Here is a 22802-nt window from a genome sequence, read left to right on the forward strand (position 1 = left end):
GCAAAACTACAATCGCCGCATGCTAGACATCGTTCAACTGAGAAAAGACCTCGACGGGGTCGTGGCGCGCCTGCAGACCCGCAAGCAGCCCCAGCCCTACCTGGATGTGCCCGCCTACCAGGCGCTGGAGTCCGAGCGCAAGGCGCTGCAGACGCGCACCGAGGACTTGCAGAGCCAGCGCAACACGCTGTCCAAGCAGATCGGCATGCTCAAGGGCAAGGGCCAGCACGCCGAGGCCGACGCGGCCATGGCCCAGGTGGCAGCGTTCAAGGCCGAGCTGGAAGCCTCGGCCGCGCGGCTGGAGGTGATCCAGGCCGAGCTGCAGAACCTGCTGCTGGCCGTGCCCAACCTGCCGCATGAGAGCGTGCCGGTGGGCGAGGACGAAAACGGCAACGTGGAGCTGCGCCGCTGGGGCACGCCGCGCGCGTTCGACTTCGAGCTGCGCGACCACGTCGACATCGGCGAAAAACTCGGGCTGGACTTCGAGACCGGCACCAAGCTCGCGGGCTCGCGCTTCACCTTCATGCGCGGCCCCATCGCCCGCCTGCACCGCGCGCTCGCGCAGTTCATGCTGGACGTGCAGACGCAGGAGCACGGCTACACCGAGTGCTACACGCCCTACATCGTCAACGCCGAGACCCTGCTGGGCACCGGGCAGCTGCCCAAGTTCGAGGGCGACATGTTCGCCGTGAAGAAGGGTGGCCAGGAAGGCGAGGAAGTGCCGGACACGCAGGCGCTCTACCTCATCTCCACCAGTGAAATCACGCTGACCAACACCGTGCGCGACACGGTGCTGGCCGAAGCCGAGCTGCCGATCCGCCTGACCGCGCACACGCCGTGCTTCCGCTCCGAAGCCGGCAGCGCCGGGCGCGACACGCGCGGCATGATCCGCCAGCACCAGTTCGACAAGGTCGAGATGGTGCAGATCGTGCACCCCGAGAAGAGCTACGAGGCGCTGGACGCGATGACCGGCCACGCCGAGGCCGTGCTGCAGAAGCTGGGCCTGCCCTACCGCGTGATCGTGCTGTGCACCGGCGATATGGGCTTCGGCTCGACCCGCACGCACGACCTGGAGGTGTGGGTGCCCGCGCAGGGCACTTACCGCGAGATCAGCTCGGTCTCCAATTGCGAAGCCTTCCAGGCGCGGCGCCTGCAGGCGCGCTTCAAGAACGCGCAGGGCAAGAACGAACTCGTGCACACGCTCAACGGCTCGGGCCTGGCGGTGGGCCGCACGCTGGTGGCGGTGCTGGAAAACTTCCAGAACGCCGACGGCAGCGTGACCGTGCCCGAGGTGCTGCGGCCTTACCTGGGCGGTCTGGAGCGGCTCACGCCGCAGTGACCAGACACCCGGCGGGCGCTGCCGCTCCCCGGGATGTCGAAAGCGCCCTGGCCCATTCGTCGTGAGGGTGGGGCGCCCATGTTGGCGGCGGCCCCTTTGCACCAGAAAGGAAACGCCATCGCCAAGCTCGTGTTCGGCATGAACCAGTCCCTCGACGGCTACGTCGACCACACGGGTTTCGCGCCCGGCCCCGTGCTCTTTCGCCATTTCATCGAGCAGGCCCAGGGGCAGACGGGGAGCGTCTATGGTCGCGTGATGTACGAGATCATGCGCTACTGGGACGACGAGCATCCGGAATGGGACGCCGAGGAACGCGCCTTCGCGGCGGCGTGGCGCCGGCAGCCGAAGTGGGTGGTCTCGCGCACCCTGAAGTCGGTCGGTCCCAACGCCACGCTGGTGGGGGATGACCTCGAGGGCGCGATCCGCGCGCTGAAGGCCGGGCACGACGGCGAGATCGAGGTGGCCGGCCCGAACCTGGCGAAGCGCCTCACCGAGCTGGGCCTGATCGACGAGTACCGGATCTACCTGCACCCCGTGGTGCTGGGCCAGGGCCAGCCCTATTTCGCCGGACCCCGGCCGCCGCTGCGGCTGGTGAGCCACGAGCCGATGGGCGAGGACGTGCTTCGGTTGACCTACGTGCCGGCCTGAGTTCGTGAGGGTGGTCGGCGTCAGCGCGGCTGGCGCATGAGGTGCCGCGCCACCGCGTCGAAGGCCGGCAGCGTGGTCGGGTCATTGGCGGCATTGCTCGCCACCGGGTGCGAGGCGAGCGCACGATCACCACGCCGGCCTGCGGGTTCACGTAGATGCGCTGGCCGTGCACGCCGCGCGCCATGAAGGCGCTGTCGGGCTGGTGGGTGACCCACCACATGTTGCGGTAGCTCCAGCCGGGCAGCAGGCTGTAGCCGGCCTGGGCGAAGGCCTCGCGGCTGCCGCCGCGCCGGATGTCGTCCACCACGGCCTTGGGGATGATCTGCTGGCCGTTGAAGCGGCCGTTCTGGCGCAGCATCTCGCCAAACCGCGCGAGGTCGCGCAGGCCGGTGTTGAGGCCGCCGCCGGCGAAGGGGGTGCCGGTGGCGTCCACCGTCAGGTAGGCGTCCTGCTCCGCGCCCAGCCGGCTCCAGATGCGCTCGGACAGCAGTTCGGCCACGTTGCGCCCGGTGACGCGCGCGATGACCCAGCCCAGGGCATCGGAGTTGACGGTCTTGTAGCCGAAGGCCGCGCCGTGCCGGCCTTCGGGCAGCACGGTCTGCAAGTACTCGTAATAGCTGCGCGGGCCGGTGTAGTCCTTCGGCTTGGGCAGCGGGTTGCCGGCTTGCGAGAAGGCCCAGACTTCCGCGTTGGGGTCGGCATAGTCTTCGCTGTACTTGAGGCCCGTGGTCATGTCGAGCACCTGCCGCACGGTGGCGTTGCCGAAGGCCGAGCGCGCCAGCTCGGGCACGTAGTCCGCGACCCGCTTGTCCGCGTCCAGCCGGCCTTCGGCCACCAGCATCGCGCCCAGCGTGCCGGTGACGGATTTGGTCACCGACATGGCGCCGTGCTGCCCCTGCGCGTTCAGCACCCCGAAGTAGCGCTCGTAGACGACGCGGCCCTGGTGCAGCACCAAGATGCCGTCGGTGTAGTTGGCGGCCAGCGATTCGGCCCAGCTCATCGTGGCCGCGCCGCCCAGGGGGGTGAAGCGCACGGCGTCGATGTCCTGTCGCAGCGCGCGCGGCAGCGGCGTGGGCGCGCCCACACCGCGGGAGACGTTCACCGTGGGCATGAGCTGGCGGAAGTTCGACACGCTCCAGCGCATCGCGGGAAACTGGAAGTAGCTCCCGTCGTCGAAGCGCAGTTGCCGCTCCGGTGGGGGCGGGGAGCCCACCATCCAGCCCAGCCTGGCGGGGTCGCTGGCCGCGGCGTCCAGTGGCGCGGTCTGGGCGGCGGCGGTGTGGGCCACGCCCAGCGCGAGCGCGAACAGAAGGAGGGAGGATGTCATGGCGGTCCTTTGCGAACAAGGGGCCATGAAGGTTAACTCCCCAGCTGGGCGCGGGTTAGCAGGTCTTTCAGGTCGGACAGCTTGACCGGCTTCTGAAGGCGCGCGTCAAAGCCGTCGAAGTCGGCGCGGCCGGCTTTTTCGTCTTCGCTGCCGTAACCCGTGACGGCGGCGGCGAAGAGGGTGTCGCCACCGGGCAGGTCGCGCAGTTCCTGCAGGACCTGCGCGCCGTTCTTGTCCGGCATGCCAATGTCGAGGAAGGCCACGCGCGGGCCGTCCTGGCGGGCGGCTTCGAGCGCGGCCTTGCCATCGTAGGCGGTGCGCACGCGAAAACCCAGCATGCGCAGGAGGTCGGCGAGGCTGTCGGCGGCGTCCCGGTTGTCGTCCACGACCAGGAGCCAGGGGGTTTCCGGCTGGCTCGCTGTCGCGTCCACGAAGGCGCCGGGCAGTTCGAAGTGAAAGACGCTGCCCTGGCCCAGGCCGGGGCTGGTGGCGGCGATCGTGCCGCCATGCATCTCCACGATCGAGCGCGCCAGCGCCAGCCCGATGCCCAGGCCGGACTGCCGCGACGCGGCAATGCCATCGCCCTGGGAGAACAGCGCGAAGATGTCGTGGATGGCCGTGGCCGAGATGCCCTCGCCGTTGTCGGCCACCTCCACCCGCAGGCGGGTGCCGTTCACGCGGGCGCTCAGCTTGATGGTGCCGCCGATGGGCGTGAACTTGGAGGCGTTGCCCAGCAGGTTCTGCAGCACCTGGGCGAGTCGGATTTCATCGGCGTTCACCCAGAGGTTGGCGGCCGGGATGTCGACGTCGAAGGCCTGGGCCCGGGCGTCCATCGCGGGCCGCGCCACCTCGATGGCCCGGGTCGCGATCTGGTTGAAGGACACGCGCTCGGGCTTGACGCGGATCTTGCCGCTGGTCAGGCGCCCGGCGTCCAGCAGGTCGTCGATCAGCCGCGTGAGGTGGGTCAACTGCCGGTCGATCATGTCGCGGCTGGTGCGCAGCGTGGGGCTGGGCGAGCCCTCCAGCTGCAGGATCGACACCGCGTTGCGGATGGGCGCGAGCGGGTTGCGCAGCTCGTGGGCCAGCATGGCGAGGAACTCGTTCATGCGCTTCAGAGAATGCTCCAGCTCGCGCAGCTTGCTGCGCTCGCTCATGTCGCGCGTGACCTTGGCGAAGCCGAGCAGGGAACCGTCCGCGCTGTGGATGGGCGTGACGATGATGTTGGCCCAGAAGGTCGAACCGTCCTTGCGCACGCGCCAGCCTTCGTCTTCGGTCCGGCCGTGGGCCAGGGCTTCCTTGAGTTCCCGGACGGGCAGGCCCGCCTGAACGTCCTCCTGCCGGAAGAACATGCCGTAGTGCTTGCCGATCACCTCGCTGGCCGCGTAGCCCTTGATGTCCTCGGCCCCGCCGTTCCAGCTCTGGATGATGCCGTCGGGGTCGAGCATGTAGATGGCGTAGTCGCGCACACCCTCGATCAGCAGGCGGAAGCGCTCCTCGCTTTGCCGAAGGGCTTCTTCGTGGGCGCGCCGTTCGGTGAGGTCGCGCGTGACCTTGCCGAAGCCGGTGAGCGTGCCGTGGGCATCGCGCATCGCGGTGATGACCACGTTGGCCCAGAACGGCGTGCCGTCCTTGCGGACGCGCCAGCCTTCTTCCTCGTACTTGCCGACCGCCGCGGCCTGCCGCAGCTCGTGGTCGGGCCATTGCCGTGCGCGTGCCGACTCCGGGTAGAACATCGAGAAGTGCCGGCCGATCACCTCGTCGGCGCGGTAGCCCTTGATGCGTTCGGCCCCCGCGTTCCACGACATCACGTGGCCCGCCGGGTCGAGCATGAAGATGCCGTAGTCCTGGACGGCCTCCACCAGCAGCTGGAAGCGGTCGGCGGTGGACGGTTCGCGCGTGTCGGGGTCAGTCACTGAAGTGCGCTCCAGGGGATGGGAGGGTGGGCGGCGGCGGCCCCCAGTCTACGCCGCGACGGTGGCGCGGCTGTGTGGGTTGGCGCACGGACCCCGCGAGGGGGAATTGCCCCGGCTTTCCCCGTCTGTTCGCGGTCTTGCGGATTCGCCGGCGTGGGAAATTCACCGTCCTGACAGGTCGCCTGGCTTCGCCCGCCTTCGGGCAGCGCCAGGCATTCACTTCCACTGGACGAAGAAAGAAGAAGCCGCGTGTCTCATCCCCACTCCCTTTCCACGAGTTCCCCTCTCGCCACCATGAGCCTGCGCACCAAGCTGCTGCTGCTGGTCATCGGGGTGGTGCTGGTCGGATTTGCCGTCACCGTGATTTCGCTGACCCGCCAGGCCGGCCAGCTGCAGGAAAGCACCGCCCTCATGTACGCCGAGGAGCTGGCGAGCCGCAACGCGGCGCAGGTGGAGTCCGAGCTCAACGCCACCATGACGGCGGCGCGCACGCTGGCCCAGGCGCTGGGCGGCCTGAAGGCCACCGGGCAGGCCGACCGCATCGAGGCCGATGCGCTGATCCGCAACGTGCTGGAGGGTTCGCCCCATTTCCTGGGAGTCTGGGTGGCCTGGGAGCCCAACGCGTTCGACGGCCGCGACGCCGAGTACGTGGACAAGCCGGGCCACGATGCCACGGGCCGCTACATCCCCTACTGGAACCGGGGCGCCGGCGCTCCTGTGGTGGAGCCGCTGGTGGACTACGACAAACCCGGTCCGGGCGACTATTTCCAGCTGCCCAAGCGCACCGGCAAGGAAACGCTGATCGAGCCCTACAAGTACACGGTCGCGGGCAAGGAAATCCTGATCGCGACCACCTCTGTGCCCATCGTGGTCAACGGCCAGTTCGTGGGCGTGGCGGGCATCGACCTGCCGCTGTCCAGCCTGCAGGAGAAGGTGCAGGCGATCCGCATCTACGACACCGGCTACGCCAGCCTGTTGTCCAACGGCGCCCTGTACGTCGGCGACCGCGACCCCGCCCATGTGGGGCAGGCGCTGACCAAGCCGGCCGAACTGGCCGCCCTGCGCGCCGCGCTGAGCGAGAACCGGCCGCAGCGCGTGCGCTACCTGCACGAGGGACTGAACACCGAGGTGACCAGCGTCTACGTGCCGATCCGCGTGGGACGGGACAACTCGTCCTGGGCCTTCGCGGCCACCGTGCCGCAGGACCGCATCCTCGCCGAGGTGCGCCAGCTCAACGTCACCGCGGCCTTGCTGGGCGCGGTGTCGATCGTGGTGGTGTCGCTGGGCCTGCTCTGGGCCCTGCAGCGCCTCGTGCTGCGCCCGCTGGGCGGTGAACCGGCCGAAGCGGTGGCGGTGAGTGCGCGCGTGGCCCGGGGCGACCTGGGGCAGCCGGTGCCGGTGCGGACCGGGACACCCAGAGCCTGATGGCCCAGCTGGCGATCATGCAGAAGGACCTGGCCAGCGTGGTCGGCCGCGTGCGGCGCGGCGCCGAGGCCGTGGCCACGGCCAGCGCGGAGATTTCCCAAGGCAACCAGGACCTGTCCAGCCGCACCGAGAACCAGGCCAGCGCGCTGGAGGAAACGGCGGCCTCCATGGAGCAGCTGGGCACCGCCGTGGGCCAGAACTCGGGCCATGCGCGCGAGGCCGACCAGCTCGCGCGCTCGGCCACCACGCTGGCCGAGCAGGGCGGGGCGGCCGTGCAGCGCGTGGTGGACACCATGCAGGACATCGATGCCGGTTCGCGCAAGATCGCCGACATCATCGGCGTCATCGACGGCATCGCGTTCCAGACCAACATCCTGGCGCTCAATGCGGCCGTCGAGGCGGCGCGCGCCGGTGAACAGGGCCGGGGCTTCGCGGTCGTGGCCGGCGAGGTGCGCAGCCTCGCCACGCGCTCGGCTCAGGCCGCGCGCGAGATCAAGGCCTTGATCGGCACCAGCGTGGAGAGCGTGGGCAACGGCACGGTGCTCGTGAACGAGGCCGGCCAGACCATGCAGGAGCTGATTGCCTCGATCCAGAAGGTCTCGCGCCTCATGTCGGACATCAGCACCGCCAGCGGCGAACAGAGCGCGGGCGTGAGCCAGGTCGGCGAAGCGGTGGTGCAGCTGGACCAGACCACGCAGCAGAACGCCGCGCTGGTGGAGGAAATGTCCGCCGCCGCCAGCAGCCTGCGCCAGCAGGCGGACGAGCTGGTGAAGACGGTGTCGGTGTTCCAGCTCGGGACGACCAGCGCCGGCTGAGCCCCGCGGCCGTGCTCACGGCAGCGCGGTCTCGTCGTAGATCCTGCGCAGTGCGAGGGCGTCGGCCTGGATGATCCCTTGTTCGATGTAGTGGCGGCGCATCTTCTCGATGGTGGGCACCCGGATCCGTCCGGAGGGGTTCTCGAACGAGACGGTGGCCAGCAGCCGCTCCGCCGTGGCCGCATCGACGTTGAAGCGTTGCATCAGGCGCTGGCGGTTCTTCTCCGGGCTGGCCTGTGCCACATCACGCGCCCCTTCCAGCAGCGCGGCGACCGCGCGCTGGATCAGGGCCGGATCGCGCTGCAGCGTGCCGCGCTTGGCAAGGATCACGTAGGGATCCCAGTCACGGCCCAGGAAGCTCGAGAGTTTCACCACGCTGCCGAGCCGCCTGTCCTTGTCGATCAGGGCGGCCGCGTGTTCGGTGGTCACCCAGATGTCGGCCTGCCGCTGGTTGAGGGCCTGGTAGTTCTGCGGCAGTCCCCCGGTCGGGACGAAGTTCACCTCGTTCGGTGCCACCCCCAATGACTTGAGGAAGAGGTCGGCGTAGAGCTTGTCCGTGCCCGACATCTGGGTCACGGCGATGCGCTTGCCGCGGATGTCGGCCGCCTGGATGGGCCGCTCGGACAAGGACCACATGTGCCACTCGGCGTGCAGGCCCAGGTCGGCGACGACCACGAAGTCCACGCCTTTGCTCATGTAGTTGATGGCCGCGCCCAGGCCGTACAGGCGGACGTCGGAATGGTTTTCTTCTTCGGGGTTCCAGGTGCGGCGGTCCCCGCCGCCCAAGGGCGGCGGCGTCGTGGGCTGCAGCCCCTGCTTCTGCCACAGCCCCTGCTCGCGGGTGACCATCTCCACCAGGGCGGTGGAGGGCACGGTGCCGACGCCTGGGGCGAAGGTCAGGGGTTGAAGGGGCTGCTGGGCGGCGGCGGGTTGCGCGAGCGCCGTGCAGGCGGCCACGGCCAGCAGGACCCGGGCCAGGCGCTTGGGGAGGCGGGAAAGGGCCGGCATGGGGTCTCCTCGTCAGGGGCGCTGCAGGCCGATGCGGTCGATGATGGGGCGTTCCGACTGCATGATCTCGTGGGCGAAGGCCGTGAACTGCTGGCTGCTCATGTACTGGGGGTCGATGTCGTATTTGCGCAGCGCGTCGCGGAAGCTCTCCTGGTCCATCGCCTGTTTGAACGCGTTGTGCAGGCGCTCGACCACGGCGGGATCGGTGCCACCCGGCGCGACCAATCCGAACGGCGCGTTCTGAACAATGGGGTAGCCGAGTTCCTTCAAGGTGGGCACGTTGGGGAAGCGGGGGCTGCGGGTCTCGCCCGCCATCGCCAGCAGGCGCAGCGAACCCGACTCGACCAGGCTGGCCCAGCTCGGGCCGTCGGCGAGCGATTTCACATGGCCGCCTCGCACCGCTGTGAGCGCCTGGGCGCCGCCCGGGAACGGGATGTGGCTGAACTTGACGCCGGCGCGCTGGCCGAGGTCTTCCATCGTCAGGTGGGGCGACGACAGGGTGCCCGGCGTGCCGTAGGTCATTTCGCCCGGGTGCGCCTTGGCGTAGGCGATGTAGTCGGCCAGCGTCTTGATGTCGGAGCTCGCGGGCACGGCCAGGCCGAAGGGGTAGGAGGCCAGGCCGATGATGTACTTCAGGTCCTTGACCGGGTCGTAGCTGGTCTTCGTCAGGTAGTGCTGGCGGAAGACCGAGACCGCCACCTGGGCGATGGTGTAGCCGTCGGCCGGCACGGTCTGCATAAGCTGGGCGGGGATCACCATGCCCGCCCCTGGTTTGTTGTCCACCACCACCGGCTGGCCCAGGATGCTGCTGGCATTGGAGGCCAGCACGCGGAACGCGGCGTCGGTGGCACCGCCCGGCGCGAAGCCCACGAGCAGCCGGATCGGCCGGGACGGGAAGGCGGCCTGGGCGCGCGCGGCGGGCGCCAGGGCCAGCGTGGCGGCGGCCAGGGAGCCGCTCAGGAGTTGGCGTCGTTTCATGGGAGCTTCCTTCTCGAAGAACGTGCGTCAGGCGGCACGGGGTTGATCGGTGCCGTCCAGGGGTGTGGCCCAGGCGTCGTAGCCGTACACCCCGTCGGCGTTGTTGTCGTTGCGCAGCCAGTCGTTCTTGCCCGAGGCCACCTGGATCTGACTGGCGCGCGGCTTGCGCAGCGCTTCATACGTGCGCAGCGCTGCCGCACCATCCGGCCCGGCGGCCAGGCAGCGCGCCAGCACCACCGCATCCTCGATGCCCATCGCCGCGCCCTGGGCCATGAACGGCAACATCGGGTGGCAGGCATCGCCCAGCAGCGTGATGCGGCCCTGCGTCCATCGCGCCATGGGCTCGCGCACGTACAGCGCGGTCTTGAGCACCACCTCGCAACGGCCCAGGATGGCCTGCACCTCGGGGTGGAACTGGGCGTAGGCCGCGAGCAGCTCCTGCTGCGTTCCCTTGACCGACCAGGACTCGTGGCGCCAGCTGTCCTCCCGCGCGGTGGCGAACACGAACAGCTCGCGCCCGCCGTGGATCAGGAAGGTGAACACCTGGCTGGCGGTGTTCGGCCCCCACCACTTGGTGGTCGGCGTCAGGTCCAGGTGGCCGAGCTGTTGCGCATCGACGATGGCGCGGAAAGCCACCTGACCGGTGAAGGTGGGCTGGTCGGCGCCAAACAGGTTTTCCCGCACGGCGGAATGGATGCCGTCGGCACCGACGATGGCATCGAACCGGTGCGTCTGTCCGTCGTCGAGCTCCAGGGTGGCGTGGCCGTCGCCCTGGGACACCCGCCGGACCCGGCTGCCCAGGTGGATCTCGATGTCCGACGCGGCCGCTTCCAGCGCCGACAGCAGATCGGCGCGGTGCACCGTGAGCTGCGGGGCGCCATACCGGCGCTCGCCGGCTTCGCCCATCTCCAGGCTGGAGGTCACCTCCCCGCTGTCCCAGGTCCGGCTGATGCGGCGGGTGGGCCGGAAGGCCGAGGCCCGCAGCGCCGGGCCGATGCCCAGGCCGTCCAGCGCCCGGACGGCGTTGGGCGTCAGGTTGATGCCCGCGCCCACGCGCCCGAACCGGCCCGCCTGCTCGAAAACCACCGGGGTGAGGTTCAGGCGCTTGAGCGCCAGCGCCGCCGAAAGGCCGCCGATGCCCGCGCCAATGATGGCGATGCGATGAGAGGTCATGGTCTGAATTGTTATGAATGCGAAAACAAGTTTTGCATGTTAAATTTTTCGCTCCAAAACCGACCAGGTGAAAACCCTGATGGGGGCGGGCGCCGATGAGGGCCGGCCCAAAAGTCGATTTCATAGAATCGCTGCGCAACGCGAGGCAGCCCGCCTGGTGGCGTTGCGCCCATCACCCATGAACCCCACACCCGAGACGCCGCCGCCGCTGACACCGCCCTCCACCGACGAGCCGGACGGTGGCGAGGCCGACAAAAGTCCCTATTGGGTGGAGGCCCTGGCCCAGGGCCTGGCGGTGCTGCGGGTGTTCGAGACCGAACACGGCAGCCTGACGCTGACCGACATCGCCCAGCGCCTGGGCTGGAACCGCGCCCGACCCTTCCGGTATGTGCAGACGCTGGAGCGGCTGGGCTACCTCAGCCGGGAAGAGCCGGGCCGGCGCTACCGACCGACGTCCCTGACGATGTCGCTCGGCTACGCCTACCTCAGCCGGCTGTCCCTGATCGAACTGGCGCAACCGGTGCTCAACCAGTTGCGGACCTCGGTCAATGCGTCGGTGCACATGGGGTTGCTGGACGGTGGGGAGCTGGTCTATGTCGCCAACGCGCGGATTCCGCTGCCGACCGCGATCAACATCCATGTGGGTTCCCGCACGCCGGCGTTCGCGACCTCGATCGGGCGGATCCTGCTGGCCTACCTGTCACCCGAGGCCGTGGACGCCATCCTGGGGACCGGGCCCATCCCCGCCATGACGCCCAATTCGACCAGCGACCCGGTGGCGTTCCGGCACCTGCTGGCGCGTGCGCGCCAGGACGGCTATGTGTTCAACGACCAGGAGTTCCACCTGGGCGTGCGCTCCATCGCGGCGCCGGTGTTCGATGCGGCGGGCCAGGTGGTCGCCGGCATCAACGCCACGGCGATGACGCACGCGTTCACCGACGAGGTGGTGAGAGACGCGGTGTTGCCGGCCGTGTGCGCGGCGGCCAGCGAAATCTCCCGGGGCCTGGGCTTCGTCGGGAAGCCCACCCCCGAGCCGGCGTGATCCGGTCCCCGGGAGCGGTGCCTCGCCTCAGGGCGTGATGCCGGCTTCCTTGATGAAGCGGGTCCAGCGCGTGCTCTCCGCGGCCTGGTAGCGGCCCAGGTCCTGCGGCGAACCGCCGGCCACGTCGGCGCCCAGGTCCGAGAGGCGTTGACCGAGTTCCGGCGTGCGGATCGCGGCATTGATGGACTGGTTGAGCTTGGTGGTGACGTCCGCCGGCATGCCGGCGGGCCCGAACACGCCGTACCAGATGGTGACGTCGAAGCCCGGCAGACCGGCTTCAGCCACGGTGGGCACGTCCGGCAGCAGCGACGACCGTTTGGGTGTCGTCACGGCCAGGGCCTTGAGCTTGCCCGAGCGGACCAGCTGCAGCACCACGGGCATGCTCTCGAACGCCATCTCGATGCGGCCGCTGGTCAGGTCGAGCAGGGCGGGTGAGCTGCCCTTGTACGCCACGTGCGTGATCTCCACGCCGGCCATGCGCTTGAAGAGTTCACCCGCGAGGTGCTGCATCGATCCATTGCCGACCGACGCGAAGTTGTAGCTGTTCGGGTGGGCCTTGAGGTGGGCGATCAGTTCGCGCACCGAGTTGGCGGGCACCGAGGGCGGCACCACGAGCACGTTGGGCACGGTGCCCACGAGCACGATGGGGGTGAAGGACTTCACCGGGTCGTAGGGCAGGCCCGGCACCATGCTGGCCGCCGTGGCGTGCGTGCCCGGGCTGCCCAGGGTCAGCGTGTAGCCGTCGGCGGGCGCCTTGGCCACCATGTCCGTGCCCAGGGTGCCGGAGGCACCCGGCTTGTTGTCCACCACCACCGGCTGGCCGAGCGTGCGGGCGATCTCGTTGCCGATGGCGCGCGAGAGCACGTCGTTGCCGCCGGCCGGCGCCCAGGGGGACACCCAGCGGATGGGCTTGGTGGGGAAGGTCTGCGCGGTGGCCGTGCCCAGGGTGGCGAAGGCGCAGAGGGTCAGCAGCAGTGGGGGCAAGAGCCTGTTCATGGTCGTGGTTCCTTTGGCTTCAAAAAAAGAGCATCCCTGTGATGGCTTGTTGTGTGGCATTCATCCGGCGCGCAGCGCGCGCTCCACGAAGTCGAGACGGTCCTGCCCGAAATGCAGATCGCCGTCGATCACGAAGCTGGGCACGCCGAACACGCCCGCCGCGAGGGCTTGGGCGGTGTGGGCCTCGAAGCAGGACCGGGCCTCGGGGGCTGCCGCGCGTGCCAGCAGCGCCTGGGCGTCCAGGCCTTCGTCGCGCGCCATGCGAGCGAGCGTGGCCGGGTCGGCGATGTCGAGGTCGTGCACCCACACGCCGGCGAGCATGCGCTGTGCCAGGGGCCAGACGACCGCGTTGCCGTGGGCTTCCTGCGCCACGATCAGCAGTTGCGCGGCCAGCGATTCGTCCACGGGGTGGTGGGCGGGCCTGGCGCTGATCGGCATGTTCAGCCAGGCCGACCAGCGCTCCCGCTCGCGCGCCCGGAAGGCTTGCCGGGCCGGGGACAAGGCGGCCAGCGGCGTGCCGCCGGTGGCGCGGAACACGTGCAGCAGATCGATGGGTCGGTAGACCACGGTGGCGCCGGTGTCGCGCACGATGGCGTGGAACCGGGGGCCGCCGAGGTAGACCCATGGCGACAGCACCGAGAAGTAGAAGGTGACGGTTTTGCCGCTCATGCCTGGCCGTCCTGGTCCGTGGTGTCGGTGCGGGGCAGCACCACGGCGTCGAGCGCCACCGCGCCTTGGCCCGCAGCAAACACCCGCAGCGGATTGATTTCGATGGACTCGACCGTCGCGGCCTGGCTGACCGCCAGCTGCGACAGCCGGACGATGGTGTCGGCCAGCGCGTCGACATCGGCCGCGGGGGCGCCCCGGTGGCCCTGCAGCAGCGCATGGGAGCGCAGCTCGCGCAACATGGCGTGGGCCTGTTCGTGCGACACCGGGGCGAGCCGAAGCGCCACGTCGTTGAACAGCTCGACGAAGACGCCGCCCAGGCCGGCCATGACCACCGGGCCGAAGATCGGGTCCTGCTGTGTGCCGACGATGAAGTCGAGACCGGGCCCGGCCATCGCCGTGACCAGCGCGCCCTCGATGCGGGCCTCGGGCGCTTCGCGGCGCACGCGCGCCATCATCTGGCGCCAGGCGGCCGAGACAGCGTGCTCGTCGGCCAGGCCCAGTGCCACGCCGCCGACCTCGGTCTTGTGCACGATGTCGGGCGACAGCACCTTGAGCGCGACGGGGTAGCCCACCTGGCGCGCGGCATCGATCGCCTCCTGCTCGGTGGTTGCCATCCGTTCGTCCGGGACGGTGATGCCGCAGGTGGCGAGCCGTTGCTTGACCGCGTGCTCGGTGCGCGCTTCGGCCAGGCCGCTCACGTCGGGCAGCGGGCCGGGTGTTGCGCGTTGCGCCGGGCCGCGCCGCCGCGCCTGGGCGAGCGACCTGAGCGCGGCCACCGCGCGCATGGCCCGCGTCGTGTCCTCGAACAGCAGGTAGCCCGCCGCCTGCATCTGCTGCGCGAGCGCGGGCGGCGCCAGCATGGACAGCACCATCAGCACCTGGGGAAACTCGTGCCGCAGGCGCGTGAGGATCTCGGCCAGCGGCTGCTGCAGATGGGGCGCATGCGGCATGGCGGTGAGAAACAGCAGCACGCACTCGTGGTCGCCTTCGGCCAGCAGGGTGCGCACGAAGGTTTCGAACACCCGCATGTCGGCCCAGATCTGGGCCGTGCCATCCACCGGGTTGCGCACCGAGGCATGGGGCAGCAGCGCCTGCAGGCGCGCCTGTGCGGGGGCCGGCAGGGGCGTGAGCGTGAGCCCGTGCTGTTCGGCCGCGTCGGCGGTGAGCACGCCGATGCCGCCCGAGACGGTGAAGACGCCGACACGGCCCTCGCGCGGCAGCAGGCCGGTGGCGCAGGCCCGGGCCACGTCGAAGAAGTCCTCCACCGAGTGCGCGCGGTGCACGCCGTATTCCTTGAACAGCGCGTCGAACACGCGGTCGTCGCCGGCCAGCGCACCGGTGTGCGACTGCACGGCGGCGCGCCCCACGTCGGAGCGGCCCGCCTTGACCATGATCACCGGCTTGCCCGCGTCCTGCGCCAGGGCGAGCGCCTCGATCAGGCGAGCGGGTGTCTTGCAGCCCTCCATGTAGCCCATGATCACGTCGGTGCCGGGGTCCTGCGCGAGGTGGGCGATGCAGTCCGCCAGCTCCACGTCGCATTCGTTGCCGGTGGTGACCCAGGCGCCCAGGGGCAGGCCCTGCTCGCGCGCCATCACCAGCGCCTGCCCGCCGAACGCGCCGCTCTGGCTCACCAGCGCCACGCGCCCCAGTGGGGGCAGGCCCAGGTCGACCATGAAGGCGAAGGTGCCCAGGAAGCCGGTGCGCAGGTTCATGAAGCCCATGCAGTTGGGGCCCAGGATGCGCATGCCGCTGTCGCGGGCGATGGCGCCGAGTTCGGCCTGTGCCGCGCGCCCGGCCTCGTCGACCTCGGCGAAGCCCGAGCTGAACACCGTGACCGCGCGCACGCCGCGCTCGGCGCAGCTTCGCACCGCGGGCAGCACCGCGTGCGCCGGCAGGGCGATGATGGCGTGGTCCACGGGGGCCGGGATGTCGGCCAGGGCCGCATAGGCGGGCAGGCCCTGGACCTCGGTGGCGCGCGGGTTGACGGGGTAGATGGGCCCGTCGAAGCCGTGGGTGCGCAGGAATTTCAGGGGCCGCCCGCCGATCTTGGTGGCGTCGGACGACGCGCCGAGGATGGCGACCGAGCGTGGATCGAGAAGGGCCGCCAGGGAACGCGGCGTGGCGGTGCCGAAGCGGCGGGTTTCGCTGAGGTTGGTCATGGTGTGGCGCTTTTTGTCTTGGGGTCTTTCTGGCGGGCGGCGAAGAAGGCCGCCACCAGGCCCTGGGTCTGTTCGGAGGAGGCCAGGCGCAGGTAGGCCTGGCGCTCGGCGGCCGCGCCTTCGGCGAAGGGACGTTCGGCGGCGCGAGCGATGAGCGTGATGGCTTCCTGCACGGCTTTGCGCTCGCCGAACCGCTCGGCCGCGAGTTCTCGGTAGCGCGCGAGGAGCGACGGTGTGGCCGGGCCCCCGGGCACGCCGAGGTCGGCGGTGCGCCGCCACGGCCGTCCGCCCTCGGCGATCGCCAGGGCCCAGGCCGCTGCCGTGTCGCGCAGGTCCAGGTCGGGCGGCACGACCGCGTCCAGCCAGCCGGTGGCGCAGCGCGGTGTCGGTCTTCATCGGCTGGGCGAGCGCCACCATCTCCAGGGCGGCTTCGATGCCGACCAGGCGCGGCAGCCGCTGCGTGCCGCCCGCGCCGGGCACGAAGCCCAGGTTGACCTCGGGCAGCGCGAGCAGGGCGTCGTGCGATCCCACTCGGGCATGGCAGGCCATCGCCAGCAGCACGCCGCCACCCATGGCCTTGCCCTGGATCGCGGCGACCACGGGCTTGGGAAAGCGCTCCACCAACTCGGCCAGGTCGCCCAGTGGCGTGCTGCCGGGCGGATCGGGCTGGCCGACCTCGCGCAGGTCGCCCCCGCCGGAGAACATGCGGCCCTGGCTGGCGATCACGACGGCCCGCACCGCCGCGTCGTCCTGGATCGCCAGCAGCGCGTCGCGCAGGGCGCGGCGCACCGCTCGGTTCAGGGCGTTGATCGGGGGGTGGGTGATCTCCAGCCACGCGACGCCGGCCGCGCGGTGTTGGGCGACAAGGGGCGCGTCGTCGGGGCGGGTCGGGGTGTCAGCGAGGTCCATGCGGCCAGTGTGGACCAGATGGTGATTCTGAAAAACTGAGTTGTTTTGATCGAACGATTCCATAATGGAATCGAAATGACCGACCCCCTGTCACCCTCATCTCTCACGGGCGTTCGCCTGTCGCACCTGTTGTTGTGCCGTGCGCTGGTGTCCACGGGCACCCTGCATGGGGCGGCTCGGCTGCTGCACCGCACGCAGCCCGCGGTCACCAAGATGCTGCAGGAGCTGGAGTCCTCGCTGGGTGTGCGCCTGTTCGAGCGCGGGCGCCTGGGCACCCACCCCACCGCCAGTGGCCGCGCCTTTCTGCATCGGGCCGAAGTGATGCTCAACGAGTGGGGCATCCTGCGCGACGAACTGCGGGCCATCGAGGCCGGCGAGGCGGGCCTGTTGCGGGTGGGGGCCACGCCGATCATGCTGCTGTCCCTGCTGCCGCGCGCGCTCGGGCGCTTCCTGGCGCGCCGCCCCGGCATGCTGGTGCGCTTCCGGGAAGGGTCCATCCACGACCTGCTGATCGCGCTCGATTCGGGGGAGGTGGACTGTGTGGTCGGCCGCTTCTCGGGGGAGTTGCTCGACAGCGAGCCCATGCGCACGCTGCGGGTCGAGCGGCTGTACGACGAGACCCTGGCCATCGTGGCCGGTGCCAGCCATCCGCTGGCCCGCCGCCGGCGGCAGGTGGGCTGGCACGAGCTGGCCCAGGCCCAGTGGGTGTTGCCGCCGCCGGAACTGGTGACGCGGCAACTGCTCAACACCGAGTTCATCCGCGGCGGCGTGACACCGCCCAGGCCCTTGATGGAATCGGCCTCTTTCAGCAGCAACCTCGCGCTCGCCCACGAGCTCGTGACCCTGGCCCTGGTGCCCCTGGACGCGGCCCGGTTGGCCCAGCGGCATGGCCTGGTGCGCGTGCTGCGCACGCCCCTGTCGTCGTTCTCGGCCCCGATCTCCATCGTGCAGCGCCCCAGCTCCCTGCAGGGCGAGGTGTACGCCGACTTCCTCGCGGCGGTGCGCGCCGCGGCGGCCCAGGTGCGGGCCTAGGCCTGAACGCCGGCTCGGCCTGGGCGCCCCGACACCTGCTGGATCTGCTGCCGCAGCCAACGCCGCAAGGGGTCGGCGTCGGTGCGTTCGTGCCAGATCTGTTTCACCTCCACCCGGGGCAGGTCGATCGGCAGCGGGTGGATCTGCAGATCGGGGTCGCGTTGCGCGGCCTCTTCGGCCACCGAGCGCAGGCAGGTCAGCAGAAAGGCCGTGTCCCGGACCAGGCGGGTCGGGGCCAGGAAGCTGGAGAGGCCCGCCGCGATGCGGCGGCGCAGGCCCCGCGCCTCCAGGGCGCGGTCGACCCGCCCATGCAGATCGCCAGTGAGCGTGGTCAGCAGGTGTTCGCAGGCCAGGAATTGTTCGAGCCCCAACGCACCTCCGTTCAAGTGGGGGTTGTGGCGCGAGGCCAGCACCACGAAGTCTTCGCTGAACAGGCGCTGCTGGCGCAGCGTGTCGGGCAGCTCGTCGTAGAAGCCCGCGATGGCGAGGTCGCAGCTGCCTTTTTCCAGTTCCTCGCGAGGCAGCTGGCCTCGCGTGTTGTGCGTGATCAGGATGACACCGGGCGCCTGCGCGCGCAGCCGGGGCAACAGCCCGGGCAGCAGGGACTGTTCGAGGTAGTCGGTGGTGAAGAGGTGCAGGCGCTCGTTGCGCGAGAGGAAGTCGCTGCCTTCGCTGCGGTGGTAGAAGGCCTCGATGTCGCCCACCAGCGCCTGCACCTGCGGCGCCAGCTCATGCGCCCGGGGCGTCGGCGTCAGGCCACGCGGGGCGCGCACGAAGAGCGGGTCGCCCATCTCGTGGCGCAGCTTGGCCAGCTTGCTGGCTCAGCGCGGGCTGGCTCAGCGCCAGGCGTTCGGCCGCGCGCGAGGCGTTGCGCTCCTGGTAGACCACGTGGAAGACCCGCAGCAGGTTCAGGTCCTTGTTGTCGATATTCATTTATTGAATTCCAAAGATCGAATCTTTCGACTTTTCGAATCATAGAAGCGTCCCGATCATCGTGTCCAACCCATTTCAACCACGGCCTGCGGGCCTCGAAAGGATGCGCGATGAAGAAGATATTGATGGTGCTGACCTCCCACGACCGGCTGGGCGACACCGGGCACAAGACCGGTTTCTGGCTGGAGGAGTTCGCCGCCCCGTACTACCGGTTCAAGGACGCGGGCGCGCAGGTCACGCTGGCCTCACCTCTGGGCGGGCAGCCGCCGATCGACCCCAAGAGCCACGAAGCCGATGCCCAGACCGAAGCGACACGCCGCTTCAACGCCGACGCGCGGGCCCAGGCCGCCCTGGCCCGCACCCTGCCTCTGGGCGACGTGAACGCGCAGGACTTCGACGCCGTGTTCTACCCCGGTGCGCAACGGGCCGCTGTGGGACCTGGCGGAAGACACCCGGTCCATCGCGTTGATCGAACGCTTCCTGGCGCAGGACAAACCGGTGGCCGCGGTGTGCCACGCACCCGCCGTGCTGCGCCATGTGAAGGACGCGCAAGGGCAGCCGCTGGTGCGCGGCCGCCAGGTCACCGGCTTCAGCAACAGCGAGGAATCGGTGGCCCAGCTCACCGACGTGGTGCCCTTCTCGCTGGAGGACATGTTGACCGGCCACGGCGGCCTCTACACCCGCGGGGCCGACTGGCAGAGCCACGTGGTGGTGTCCGGCCGGCTGATCACGGGGCAGAACCCGGCATCTTCCGAAGCGACGGCCGAGGCCTTGCTCGCGCAGCTCGGAGCGCGCTCATGAGCCGCGCCGCGTTCGCGCTGGCGGCGCTGCTCGCCTTTCCGTGGGTGGCCCAGGCTTCCGATCTGCTGCCGCTGGAACGCTGGCGCAGCTACCAGGGGGTGAGCTGGGAGGCTGCCGCACCCGGGCAGGCGGCTGTGCCGTTCGCGCAATCGGTGAACGCGCCCATCGCCGGCCTGCATTTCGACGCCCGGGGCGGCGCCTACGTGAGCACGCCCCGCCTGCTCTCGCCCGCCGCGCCGGCCACCCTGAGCCGGCTCGACACCACGGCCGACGGTGGCCCCGCGAGGCTGACCGCCTTTCCTTCCACGCAGGGCAACGATGTGAAGGCGCCGCCCCACCTGGCCTTGCGCAACGTGCTTGGCTTCCATGTGGACCGGCGCAACGGCTGGCTCTGGGCGCTGGACATGGGCTTCGTGGCGGGCGAGGCCGAAGCGCCCGCCGGGGCGCAGAAGGTGATGGTGTTCGAACTGGCCTCGGGCAAGCTCTTGAAGACCATTGCGCTGGACGGCGTGGCCGATCGGGCGGGCAGCTTCCTCAACGACATCGCGGTCGACGAACGCCGGCGCGTGGCCTATGTGTCCGACAGCGGCTTTCGCAGCGCGCCGCGCAACCAGGTGGGCCTGATCGTGGTGGACCACGCCAGCGGCACGGCCCGGCGTGTGCTGGACGGGCACGCCAGCCTGCAGATCGAGCCGGGCGTCAAGGTGGTGTCCGGTGGCAGCGAGGTCTGGCCCGGCAACCCCTTGCTGATCGGCGTCAACGGCATCGCGCTCTCGCCCGATGGACAGACGCTGTACTGGACGGTGACGACCGGCACGCAGGCCTGGGCGGTCCCGACCGCCGTGTTGCGCCGGGCGGGCGCCAGCGACGCGCAGATCGCGCGCGAGGTCCGAAGCCTGGGTGTGGTCGGCGGCAACACCGACGGCATCGTCACCGACCCGGTGGGCGACCTCTACATCACCGACGTGACGCGAGGCGGCATCGTGCGCTACAGCCCCTCAACGCGCGCGCTGGCGCTGATCGCCGCGAACGGCGCGGTGCGCTGGCCCGACACGCCGGCCTGGCACCCGGGCGGTGACCTGGTCTTCACCGCCAGCGCACTCAACCAGCACTTCGCCGGCCAGGTCAAGGCCGGGGAGGAGCGCTACGAGCTGTGGCGGCTGCGGCCGCGCGGCCAGAAGGCCACGCGCCACTGACGATCCCACGCGCCGCCTTCCAACGCCACGCTGTTTCCTACGCTGAGCCGCAGGAGACAGCGTGGCCTTGTCGCGCCCGTGCATCCCGCCCTTTTCTGCTACATTCCGGACAGGATATATGATGTAAAAAGTAAGGTGCGGAGATGGCTGAACTGGGCCGAGTGGAAAAGCAGAACCTGTCCCAACGCGTGTACGTTGAGATTCGAAATGCCTTGATGAACGGGCAATACGCGCCCGGTTCGAGGCTGCGCATCGCCGAACTCGCCGAGGTGCTGGGCACCAGCATCACACCGGTGCGCGAGGCCATCTTCCGCCTGGCCAGCGAGCAGGCGCTGGACGTGACCGCCGCCACCTCGATCGCGGTCCCCGAGCTGGACCTGGCCACCGTGCGCGAGATCCAGCTCATGCGGGGCCTGCTCGAAGGCGCGGCCGCCGCCCAGGCCGCGCGGCAGATCACGCGCAAGGAAATCGAGCACCTGGAGAAGATCCAGGACCAGTTCATCAAGGCCTCGGCCACCAACCCGAAGGACGCCGCCCGGCGCAACCGCGATTTCCATTTCGAGTTGATGGCCGCCGCGCGGCTGCCCAGCCTGTCCGCGGTCGTCGAGACCCTGTGGGTGCGGATGGGGCCGCTGCTGAACACCTTCCACGCCAAGGTGCCCCGGCGCAACATCTTCAACAGCGGCCACCCGCACTACAAGGTGCTCGAAGGCCTGAAGGCCCGCAACCCCGAGATGGCGTCCAAGGCCATCCAGGAAGACATCCAGTGGGGTGAGCGGGTGTTGACCGAGTGGATGAGCGGGCGCTCGGTCGAAGAGATCTACGCCTAGGCGTTCAGCCGGCCTGGCCGGTCGTGAACTCGACCAGCAGCCGGATCTGCGTCGTGACCATGTGCACGCCCTTGTGGATGCGCTGGCCGTTCTCCGACGCTCGCTGCAGCAAGGGGGTGATGTCGGGCTGCATCACGACCTCGGCCACCACCGTGTCCTGGCGCAAGCTGGTCGGGTCGAACGGCATCGGGTCTTCCGGGTGCAGGCCCAGCGAGGTGCCGTTGACGGCGATGTCGTAGCCTTCCACGCGCGCTGGATTGAGTTCGACCACCAGGCCCGGGAAATGGCGCGAGAGCTGCTGCCCCAGTTCGCGCGCCTTGTCCACCGAGCGGTTCCGGATGCCGATGCGGCCCACCTGCGACCCGGCCAGTTCGAACGCGATGGCGGTCGCCACGCCGCCGGCGCCCGCGAGCAGCACCGAGCGGCCGGCCAGCGGGATGCCCCGCTCCAGCAGGCCTTGCACGAAACCCTGGCCGTCGTGCATGCGGCCCGACAGCGTGCCATCGGCGTTCTTGCGCACCGCGTTGCACACACCCATCACCTCGGCCAGGCCCTCCAGCGTGTCGCAGTGCCGGCAGACCTCCTGCTTGTGCGGGATGGTGATGACGAAACCGGGAATGTTCTCGATGCGGCGGATGGCCTCGATGGCCGCGGGCAGGTCCGCGGGCGAGACCTTCCACGGCACCATCACGGCGTTGATGCCGTGCTCGCTGCAGTGCTGGTTGAAGAAGCCGGGCGTGCGCACGTGCTCGCTCGGGTAGGCCAGCAGGGGCACCACGGCGGTCCGGCCGTTGACGGCGGGGGTCGGTGGAGGGTTCACGCTCATGGGCTCCGGTGCGGGTTCAGGCGATGCCGAATCCGCCGTCCACGGGCATCACGATGCCGGTGACGTAGGCGGCCTCGGCCGACAGCAGGAAGCTCACCACGCGGGCCACGTCCGCCGGCTGGCCCCAGCGCCCGAGCGGAATGCGGCCCAGGATCGCCGCGCTGCGCTCGGGATTGTGGATGGCGCCGGAGGCCAGTCGCGTGTCGATCCAGCCCGGTGCGATCGCGTTGACCCGCACACCGTCGGCGGCGAAGGCCACCGCGTGCGAGCGGGTGAGGGAGGTCACGCCGCCCTTGCTGGCCGAGTACGCCGGGTTGCGGGCCGAACCGAACTGGCTCCACATGGAGGCCACGTTCACCACCGCGCCGCGCGCGGCCTTGAGGCCGGGCAAGGCGGCGAGCGTCAGCCGGTTGACCGCGTTGAGGTTGATCGCCACCACCTTGTCGAAGCCGTCGGGCGTGAGTTCCTTCTGCTCGTGCAGGATGATGCCCGCCGCATTGACCAGTCCGTCGACGTGCGGGAGCCGCTCGAACAGGGCCGCGATCGCGGCGCTGTCGGTCACGTCCAGGCGGGTGAATTCGAGCTGGTCGGGCAGCGTGGGCTCGGTGTCCAGGCCGGCGCACACCACGCGCCAGCCCTTGGCTTGCAGCTCCTGGGCGCAGGCCAGCCCGATCCCCGTGCCGCCGCCCGTCACCACCGCCACCTTTTGCCTTTGATTCATGAAAACGTCTCCTTGTTGATAGAAGACGCATGATATATCATGCATCCAAAATCGAACAACCC

The 22802-nt window shown here is 69.9% G+C and carries 20 protein-coding genes and 3 pseudogenes; 9 read left to right on the forward strand and 14 right to left on the reverse strand.

Annotated elements, in window-relative coordinates; all coding sequences use genetic code 11:
* Positions 1-19: 19 nt before the first annotated feature.
* Both serS and ACFJI0_RS03410 read left to right on the forward strand, forming a co-directional pair.
* Positions 20-1339, forward strand: coding sequence for a serine--tRNA ligase (serS, locus tag ACFJI0_RS03405; protein ID WP_382323434.1), 1320 nt, complete (start codon positions 20-22; stop codon positions 1337-1339).
* 96 nt (positions 1340-1435) lie between these two features.
* Positions 1436-1987 (forward strand): dihydrofolate reductase family protein, encoded by a 552-nt coding sequence (locus ACFJI0_RS03410; RefSeq protein ID WP_382323435.1) that lies wholly within the window; start codon positions 1436-1438, stop codon positions 1985-1987.
* 20 nt (positions 1988-2007) lie between these two features.
* Here the strand turns inward: ACFJI0_RS03410 and ACFJI0_RS03415 are convergent.
* Both ACFJI0_RS03415 and ACFJI0_RS03420 read right to left on the reverse strand, forming a co-directional pair.
* Positions 2008-3341, reverse strand: a pseudogene (locus tag ACFJI0_RS03415) (serine hydrolase domain-containing protein).
* 5 nt (positions 3342-3346) lie between these two features.
* Positions 3347-5227, reverse strand: coding sequence for a PAS domain S-box protein (locus tag ACFJI0_RS03420; RefSeq protein WP_382323436.1), 1881 nt, complete (start codon positions 5225-5227; stop codon positions 3347-3349).
* Positions 5228-5521: 294 nt separating this feature from the next.
* Between ACFJI0_RS03420 and ACFJI0_RS03425 the strand changes: the two genes are divergently transcribed.
* The gene (locus ACFJI0_RS03425; protein ID WP_382323437.1) at positions 5522-6652 is read left to right on the forward strand and encodes a cache domain-containing protein; all 1131 of its coding nucleotides are present in this window, start codon (positions 5522-5524) and stop codon (positions 6650-6652) included.
* Entirely contained in the window at positions 6652-7467 is an 816-nt protein-coding gene (locus tag ACFJI0_RS03430) for a methyl-accepting chemotaxis protein (protein ID WP_382323438.1), read from the forward strand. The genes ACFJI0_RS03425 and ACFJI0_RS03430 overlap by 1 nt, the downstream gene beginning before the upstream one ends.
* Before the next feature lie 15 nt (positions 7468-7482).
* Here the strand turns inward: ACFJI0_RS03430 and ACFJI0_RS03435 are convergent, their stop codons facing one another.
* The 3 genes from ACFJI0_RS03435 to ACFJI0_RS03445 are packed head-to-tail and all read right to left on the reverse strand — an operon-like array spanning position 7483 to position 10626.
* Positions 7483-8475 (reverse strand): ABC transporter substrate-binding protein, encoded by a 993-nt coding sequence (locus tag ACFJI0_RS03435; RefSeq protein ID WP_382323439.1) that lies wholly within the window; start codon positions 8473-8475, stop codon positions 7483-7485.
* A gap of 12 nt (positions 8476-8487) precedes the next feature.
* Complete coding sequence (locus ACFJI0_RS03440; protein WP_382323440.1) at positions 8488-9453, reverse strand: tripartite tricarboxylate transporter substrate binding protein; 966 nt, start codon at positions 9451-9453, stop codon at positions 8488-8490.
* 27 nt (positions 9454-9480) lie between these two features.
* The gene (locus ACFJI0_RS03445; protein ID WP_382323441.1) at positions 9481-10626 is read right to left on the reverse strand and encodes an FAD-dependent monooxygenase; all 1146 of its coding nucleotides are present in this window, start codon (positions 10624-10626) and stop codon (positions 9481-9483) included.
* Positions 10627-10804: 178 nt separating this feature from the next.
* Here ACFJI0_RS03445 and ACFJI0_RS03450 point away from each other — a divergent pair, with 178 nt between their 5' ends.
* Complete coding sequence (locus ACFJI0_RS03450; protein WP_382323442.1) at positions 10805-11668, forward strand: IclR family transcriptional regulator; 864 nt, start codon at positions 10805-10807, stop codon at positions 11666-11668.
* A gap of 27 nt (positions 11669-11695) precedes the next feature.
* Here the strand turns inward: ACFJI0_RS03450 and ACFJI0_RS03455 are convergent, their stop codons facing one another.
* The 5 genes and pseudogenes from ACFJI0_RS03455 to ACFJI0_RS03475 form a co-directional block, all read right to left on the reverse strand.
* Complete coding sequence (locus ACFJI0_RS03455) at positions 11696-12664, reverse strand: Bug family tripartite tricarboxylate transporter substrate binding protein (protein ID WP_382323443.1); 969 nt, start codon at positions 12662-12664, stop codon at positions 11696-11698.
* Positions 12665-12724: 60 nt separating this feature from the next.
* On the reverse strand, positions 12725-13333 hold the full coding sequence (locus ACFJI0_RS03460; RefSeq protein WP_382323444.1) for a 2-hydroxychromene-2-carboxylate isomerase: 609 nt from the start codon (positions 13331-13333) through the stop codon (positions 12725-12727).
* A complete protein-coding gene (locus ACFJI0_RS03465) occupies positions 13330-15492 on the reverse strand; it encodes an acetate--CoA ligase family protein (RefSeq protein WP_382325480.1) in 2163 nt (720 codons plus the stop codon). Before ACFJI0_RS03465 ends, ACFJI0_RS03460 begins: the two co-directional genes overlap by 4 nt.
* Positions 15489-15842: a hypothetical protein gene (locus ACFJI0_RS03470; protein WP_382325925.1), complete on the reverse strand. Its 354-nt coding sequence runs from the start codon at positions 15840-15842 to the stop codon at positions 15489-15491. Before ACFJI0_RS03470 ends, ACFJI0_RS03465 begins: the two co-directional genes overlap by 4 nt.
* Positions 15843-15921: 79 nt before the next feature.
* Positions 15922-16464 (reverse strand): annotated as a pseudogene (locus ACFJI0_RS03475) (enoyl-CoA hydratase-related protein); the annotation flags it as partial.
* 12 nt (positions 16465-16476) lie between these two features.
* Here ACFJI0_RS03475 and ACFJI0_RS03480 point away from each other — a divergent pair.
* The gene (locus ACFJI0_RS03480; protein WP_382323445.1) at positions 16477-17433 is read left to right on the forward strand and encodes a LysR family transcriptional regulator; all 957 of its coding nucleotides are present in this window, start codon (positions 16477-16479) and stop codon (positions 17431-17433) included.
* Here the strand turns inward: ACFJI0_RS03480 and ACFJI0_RS03485 are convergent.
* Positions 17430-18224 carry a LysR substrate-binding domain-containing protein gene (locus ACFJI0_RS03485; RefSeq protein WP_382323446.1) on the reverse strand — a complete coding sequence of 265 codons (795 nt, stop codon included), beginning with the start codon at positions 18222-18224 and terminating at the stop codon, positions 17430-17432. The two genes, ACFJI0_RS03480 and ACFJI0_RS03485, sit on opposite strands and share 4 nt — an antisense overlap.
* Positions 18163-18366 carry a LysR family transcriptional regulator gene (locus ACFJI0_RS03490; RefSeq protein ID WP_382323447.1) on the reverse strand — a complete coding sequence of 68 codons (204 nt, stop codon included), beginning with the start codon at positions 18364-18366 and terminating at the stop codon, positions 18163-18165. The genes ACFJI0_RS03485 and ACFJI0_RS03490 overlap by 62 nt, the downstream gene beginning before the upstream one ends.
* 110 nt (positions 18367-18476) lie before the next feature.
* Between ACFJI0_RS03490 and ACFJI0_RS03495 the strand changes: the two are divergent.
* The 3 genes and pseudogenes from ACFJI0_RS03495 (at position 18477) to ACFJI0_RS03505 (ending at position 21193) form a co-directional block, all read left to right on the forward strand.
* Positions 18477-19167 (forward strand): annotated as a pseudogene (locus ACFJI0_RS03495) (type 1 glutamine amidotransferase domain-containing protein).
* Positions 19164-20363 (forward strand): L-dopachrome tautomerase-related protein, encoded by a 1200-nt coding sequence (locus ACFJI0_RS03500; protein WP_382323448.1) that lies wholly within the window; start codon positions 19164-19166, stop codon positions 20361-20363. Before ACFJI0_RS03495 ends, ACFJI0_RS03500 begins: the two are co-directional and overlap by 4 nt.
* Before the next feature lie 143 nt (positions 20364-20506).
* Positions 20507-21193, forward strand: a complete 687-nt coding sequence (locus ACFJI0_RS03505) for a GntR family transcriptional regulator (protein ID WP_382161030.1) — start codon at positions 20507-20509, stop codon at positions 21191-21193.
* A 4-nt stretch (positions 21194-21197) separates the two neighbouring features.
* On the opposite strand, the gene ACFJI0_RS03510 is transcribed toward ACFJI0_RS03505, so the two are convergent.
* Together ACFJI0_RS03510 and ACFJI0_RS03515 are read right to left on the reverse strand one after the other, a co-directional pair.
* Positions 21198-22019, reverse strand: a complete 822-nt coding sequence (locus ACFJI0_RS03510; RefSeq protein WP_382323449.1) for a shikimate dehydrogenase family protein — start codon at positions 22017-22019, stop codon at positions 21198-21200.
* Positions 22020-22035: 16 nt separating this feature from the next.
* Complete coding sequence (locus ACFJI0_RS03515; protein WP_382161024.1) at positions 22036-22740, reverse strand: SDR family NAD(P)-dependent oxidoreductase; 705 nt, start codon at positions 22738-22740, stop codon at positions 22036-22038.
* Positions 22741-22802: the final 62 nt, after the last annotated feature.

The organism is Hydrogenophaga sp. UC242_53, assembly GCF_042696965.1.
GTDB lineage: Bacteria > Pseudomonadota > Gammaproteobacteria > Burkholderiales > Burkholderiaceae_C > Hydrogenophaga.

Bases quoted from the DNA above. Each gene is read 5' to 3' on its own strand.
- ACFJI0_RS03435 (WP_382323439.1), bottom strand. From the start codon at position 8,475: ATGCCGGCCCTTTCCCGCCTCCCCAAGCGCCTGGCCCGGGTCCTGCTG.
- ACFJI0_RS03430 (WP_382323438.1), top strand. From the start codon at position 6,652: ATGGCCCAGCTGGCGATCATGCAGAAGGACCTGGCCAGCGTGGTCGGC.
- ACFJI0_RS03485 (WP_382323446.1), bottom strand. From the start codon at position 18,224: ATGGGCGACCCGCTCTTCGTGCGCGCCCCGCGTGGCCTGACGCCGACG.
- ACFJI0_RS03505 (WP_382161030.1), top strand. From the start codon at position 20,507: ATGGCTGAACTGGGCCGAGTGGAAAAGCAGAACCTGTCCCAACGCGTG.
- ACFJI0_RS03440 (WP_382323440.1), bottom strand. From the start codon at position 9,453: ATGAAACGACGCCAACTCCTGAGCGGCTCCCTGGCCGCCGCCACGCTG.
- ACFJI0_RS03510 (WP_382323449.1), bottom strand. From the start codon at position 22,019: ATGAGCGTGAACCCTCCACCGACCCCCGCCGTCAACGGCCGGACCGCC.
- ACFJI0_RS03465 (WP_382325480.1), bottom strand. From the start codon at position 15,492: ATGACCAACCTCAGCGAAACCCGCCGCTTCGGCACCGCCACGCCGCGT.
- ACFJI0_RS03450 (WP_382323442.1), top strand. From the start codon at position 10,805: ATGAACCCCACACCCGAGACGCCGCCGCCGCTGACACCGCCCTCCACC.
- ACFJI0_RS03515 (WP_382161024.1), bottom strand. From the start codon at position 22,740: ATGAATCAAAGGCAAAAGGTGGCGGTGGTGACGGGCGGCGGCACGGGG.
- ACFJI0_RS03480 (WP_382323445.1), top strand. From the start codon at position 16,477: ATGACCGACCCCCTGTCACCCTCATCTCTCACGGGCGTTCGCCTGTCG.
- ACFJI0_RS03425 (WP_382323437.1), top strand. From the start codon at position 5,522: ATGAGCCTGCGCACCAAGCTGCTGCTGCTGGTCATCGGGGTGGTGCTG.
- ACFJI0_RS03445 (WP_382323441.1), bottom strand. From the start codon at position 10,626: ATGACCTCTCATCGCATCGCCATCATTGGCGCGGGCATCGGCGGCCTT.
- ACFJI0_RS03500 (WP_382323448.1), top strand. From the start codon at position 19,164: ATGAGCCGCGCCGCGTTCGCGCTGGCGGCGCTGCTCGCCTTTCCGTGG.
- serS (WP_382323434.1), top strand. From the start codon at position 20: ATGCTAGACATCGTTCAACTGAGAAAAGACCTCGACGGGGTCGTGGCG.
- ACFJI0_RS03460 (WP_382323444.1), bottom strand. From the start codon at position 13,333: ATGAGCGGCAAAACCGTCACCTTCTACTTCTCGGTGCTGTCGCCATGG.
- ACFJI0_RS03455 (WP_382323443.1), bottom strand. From the start codon at position 12,664: ATGAACAGGCTCTTGCCCCCACTGCTGCTGACCCTCTGCGCCTTCGCC.
- ACFJI0_RS03490 (WP_382323447.1), bottom strand. From the start codon at position 18,366: ATGAATATCGACAACAAGGACCTGAACCTGCTGCGGGTCTTCCACGTG.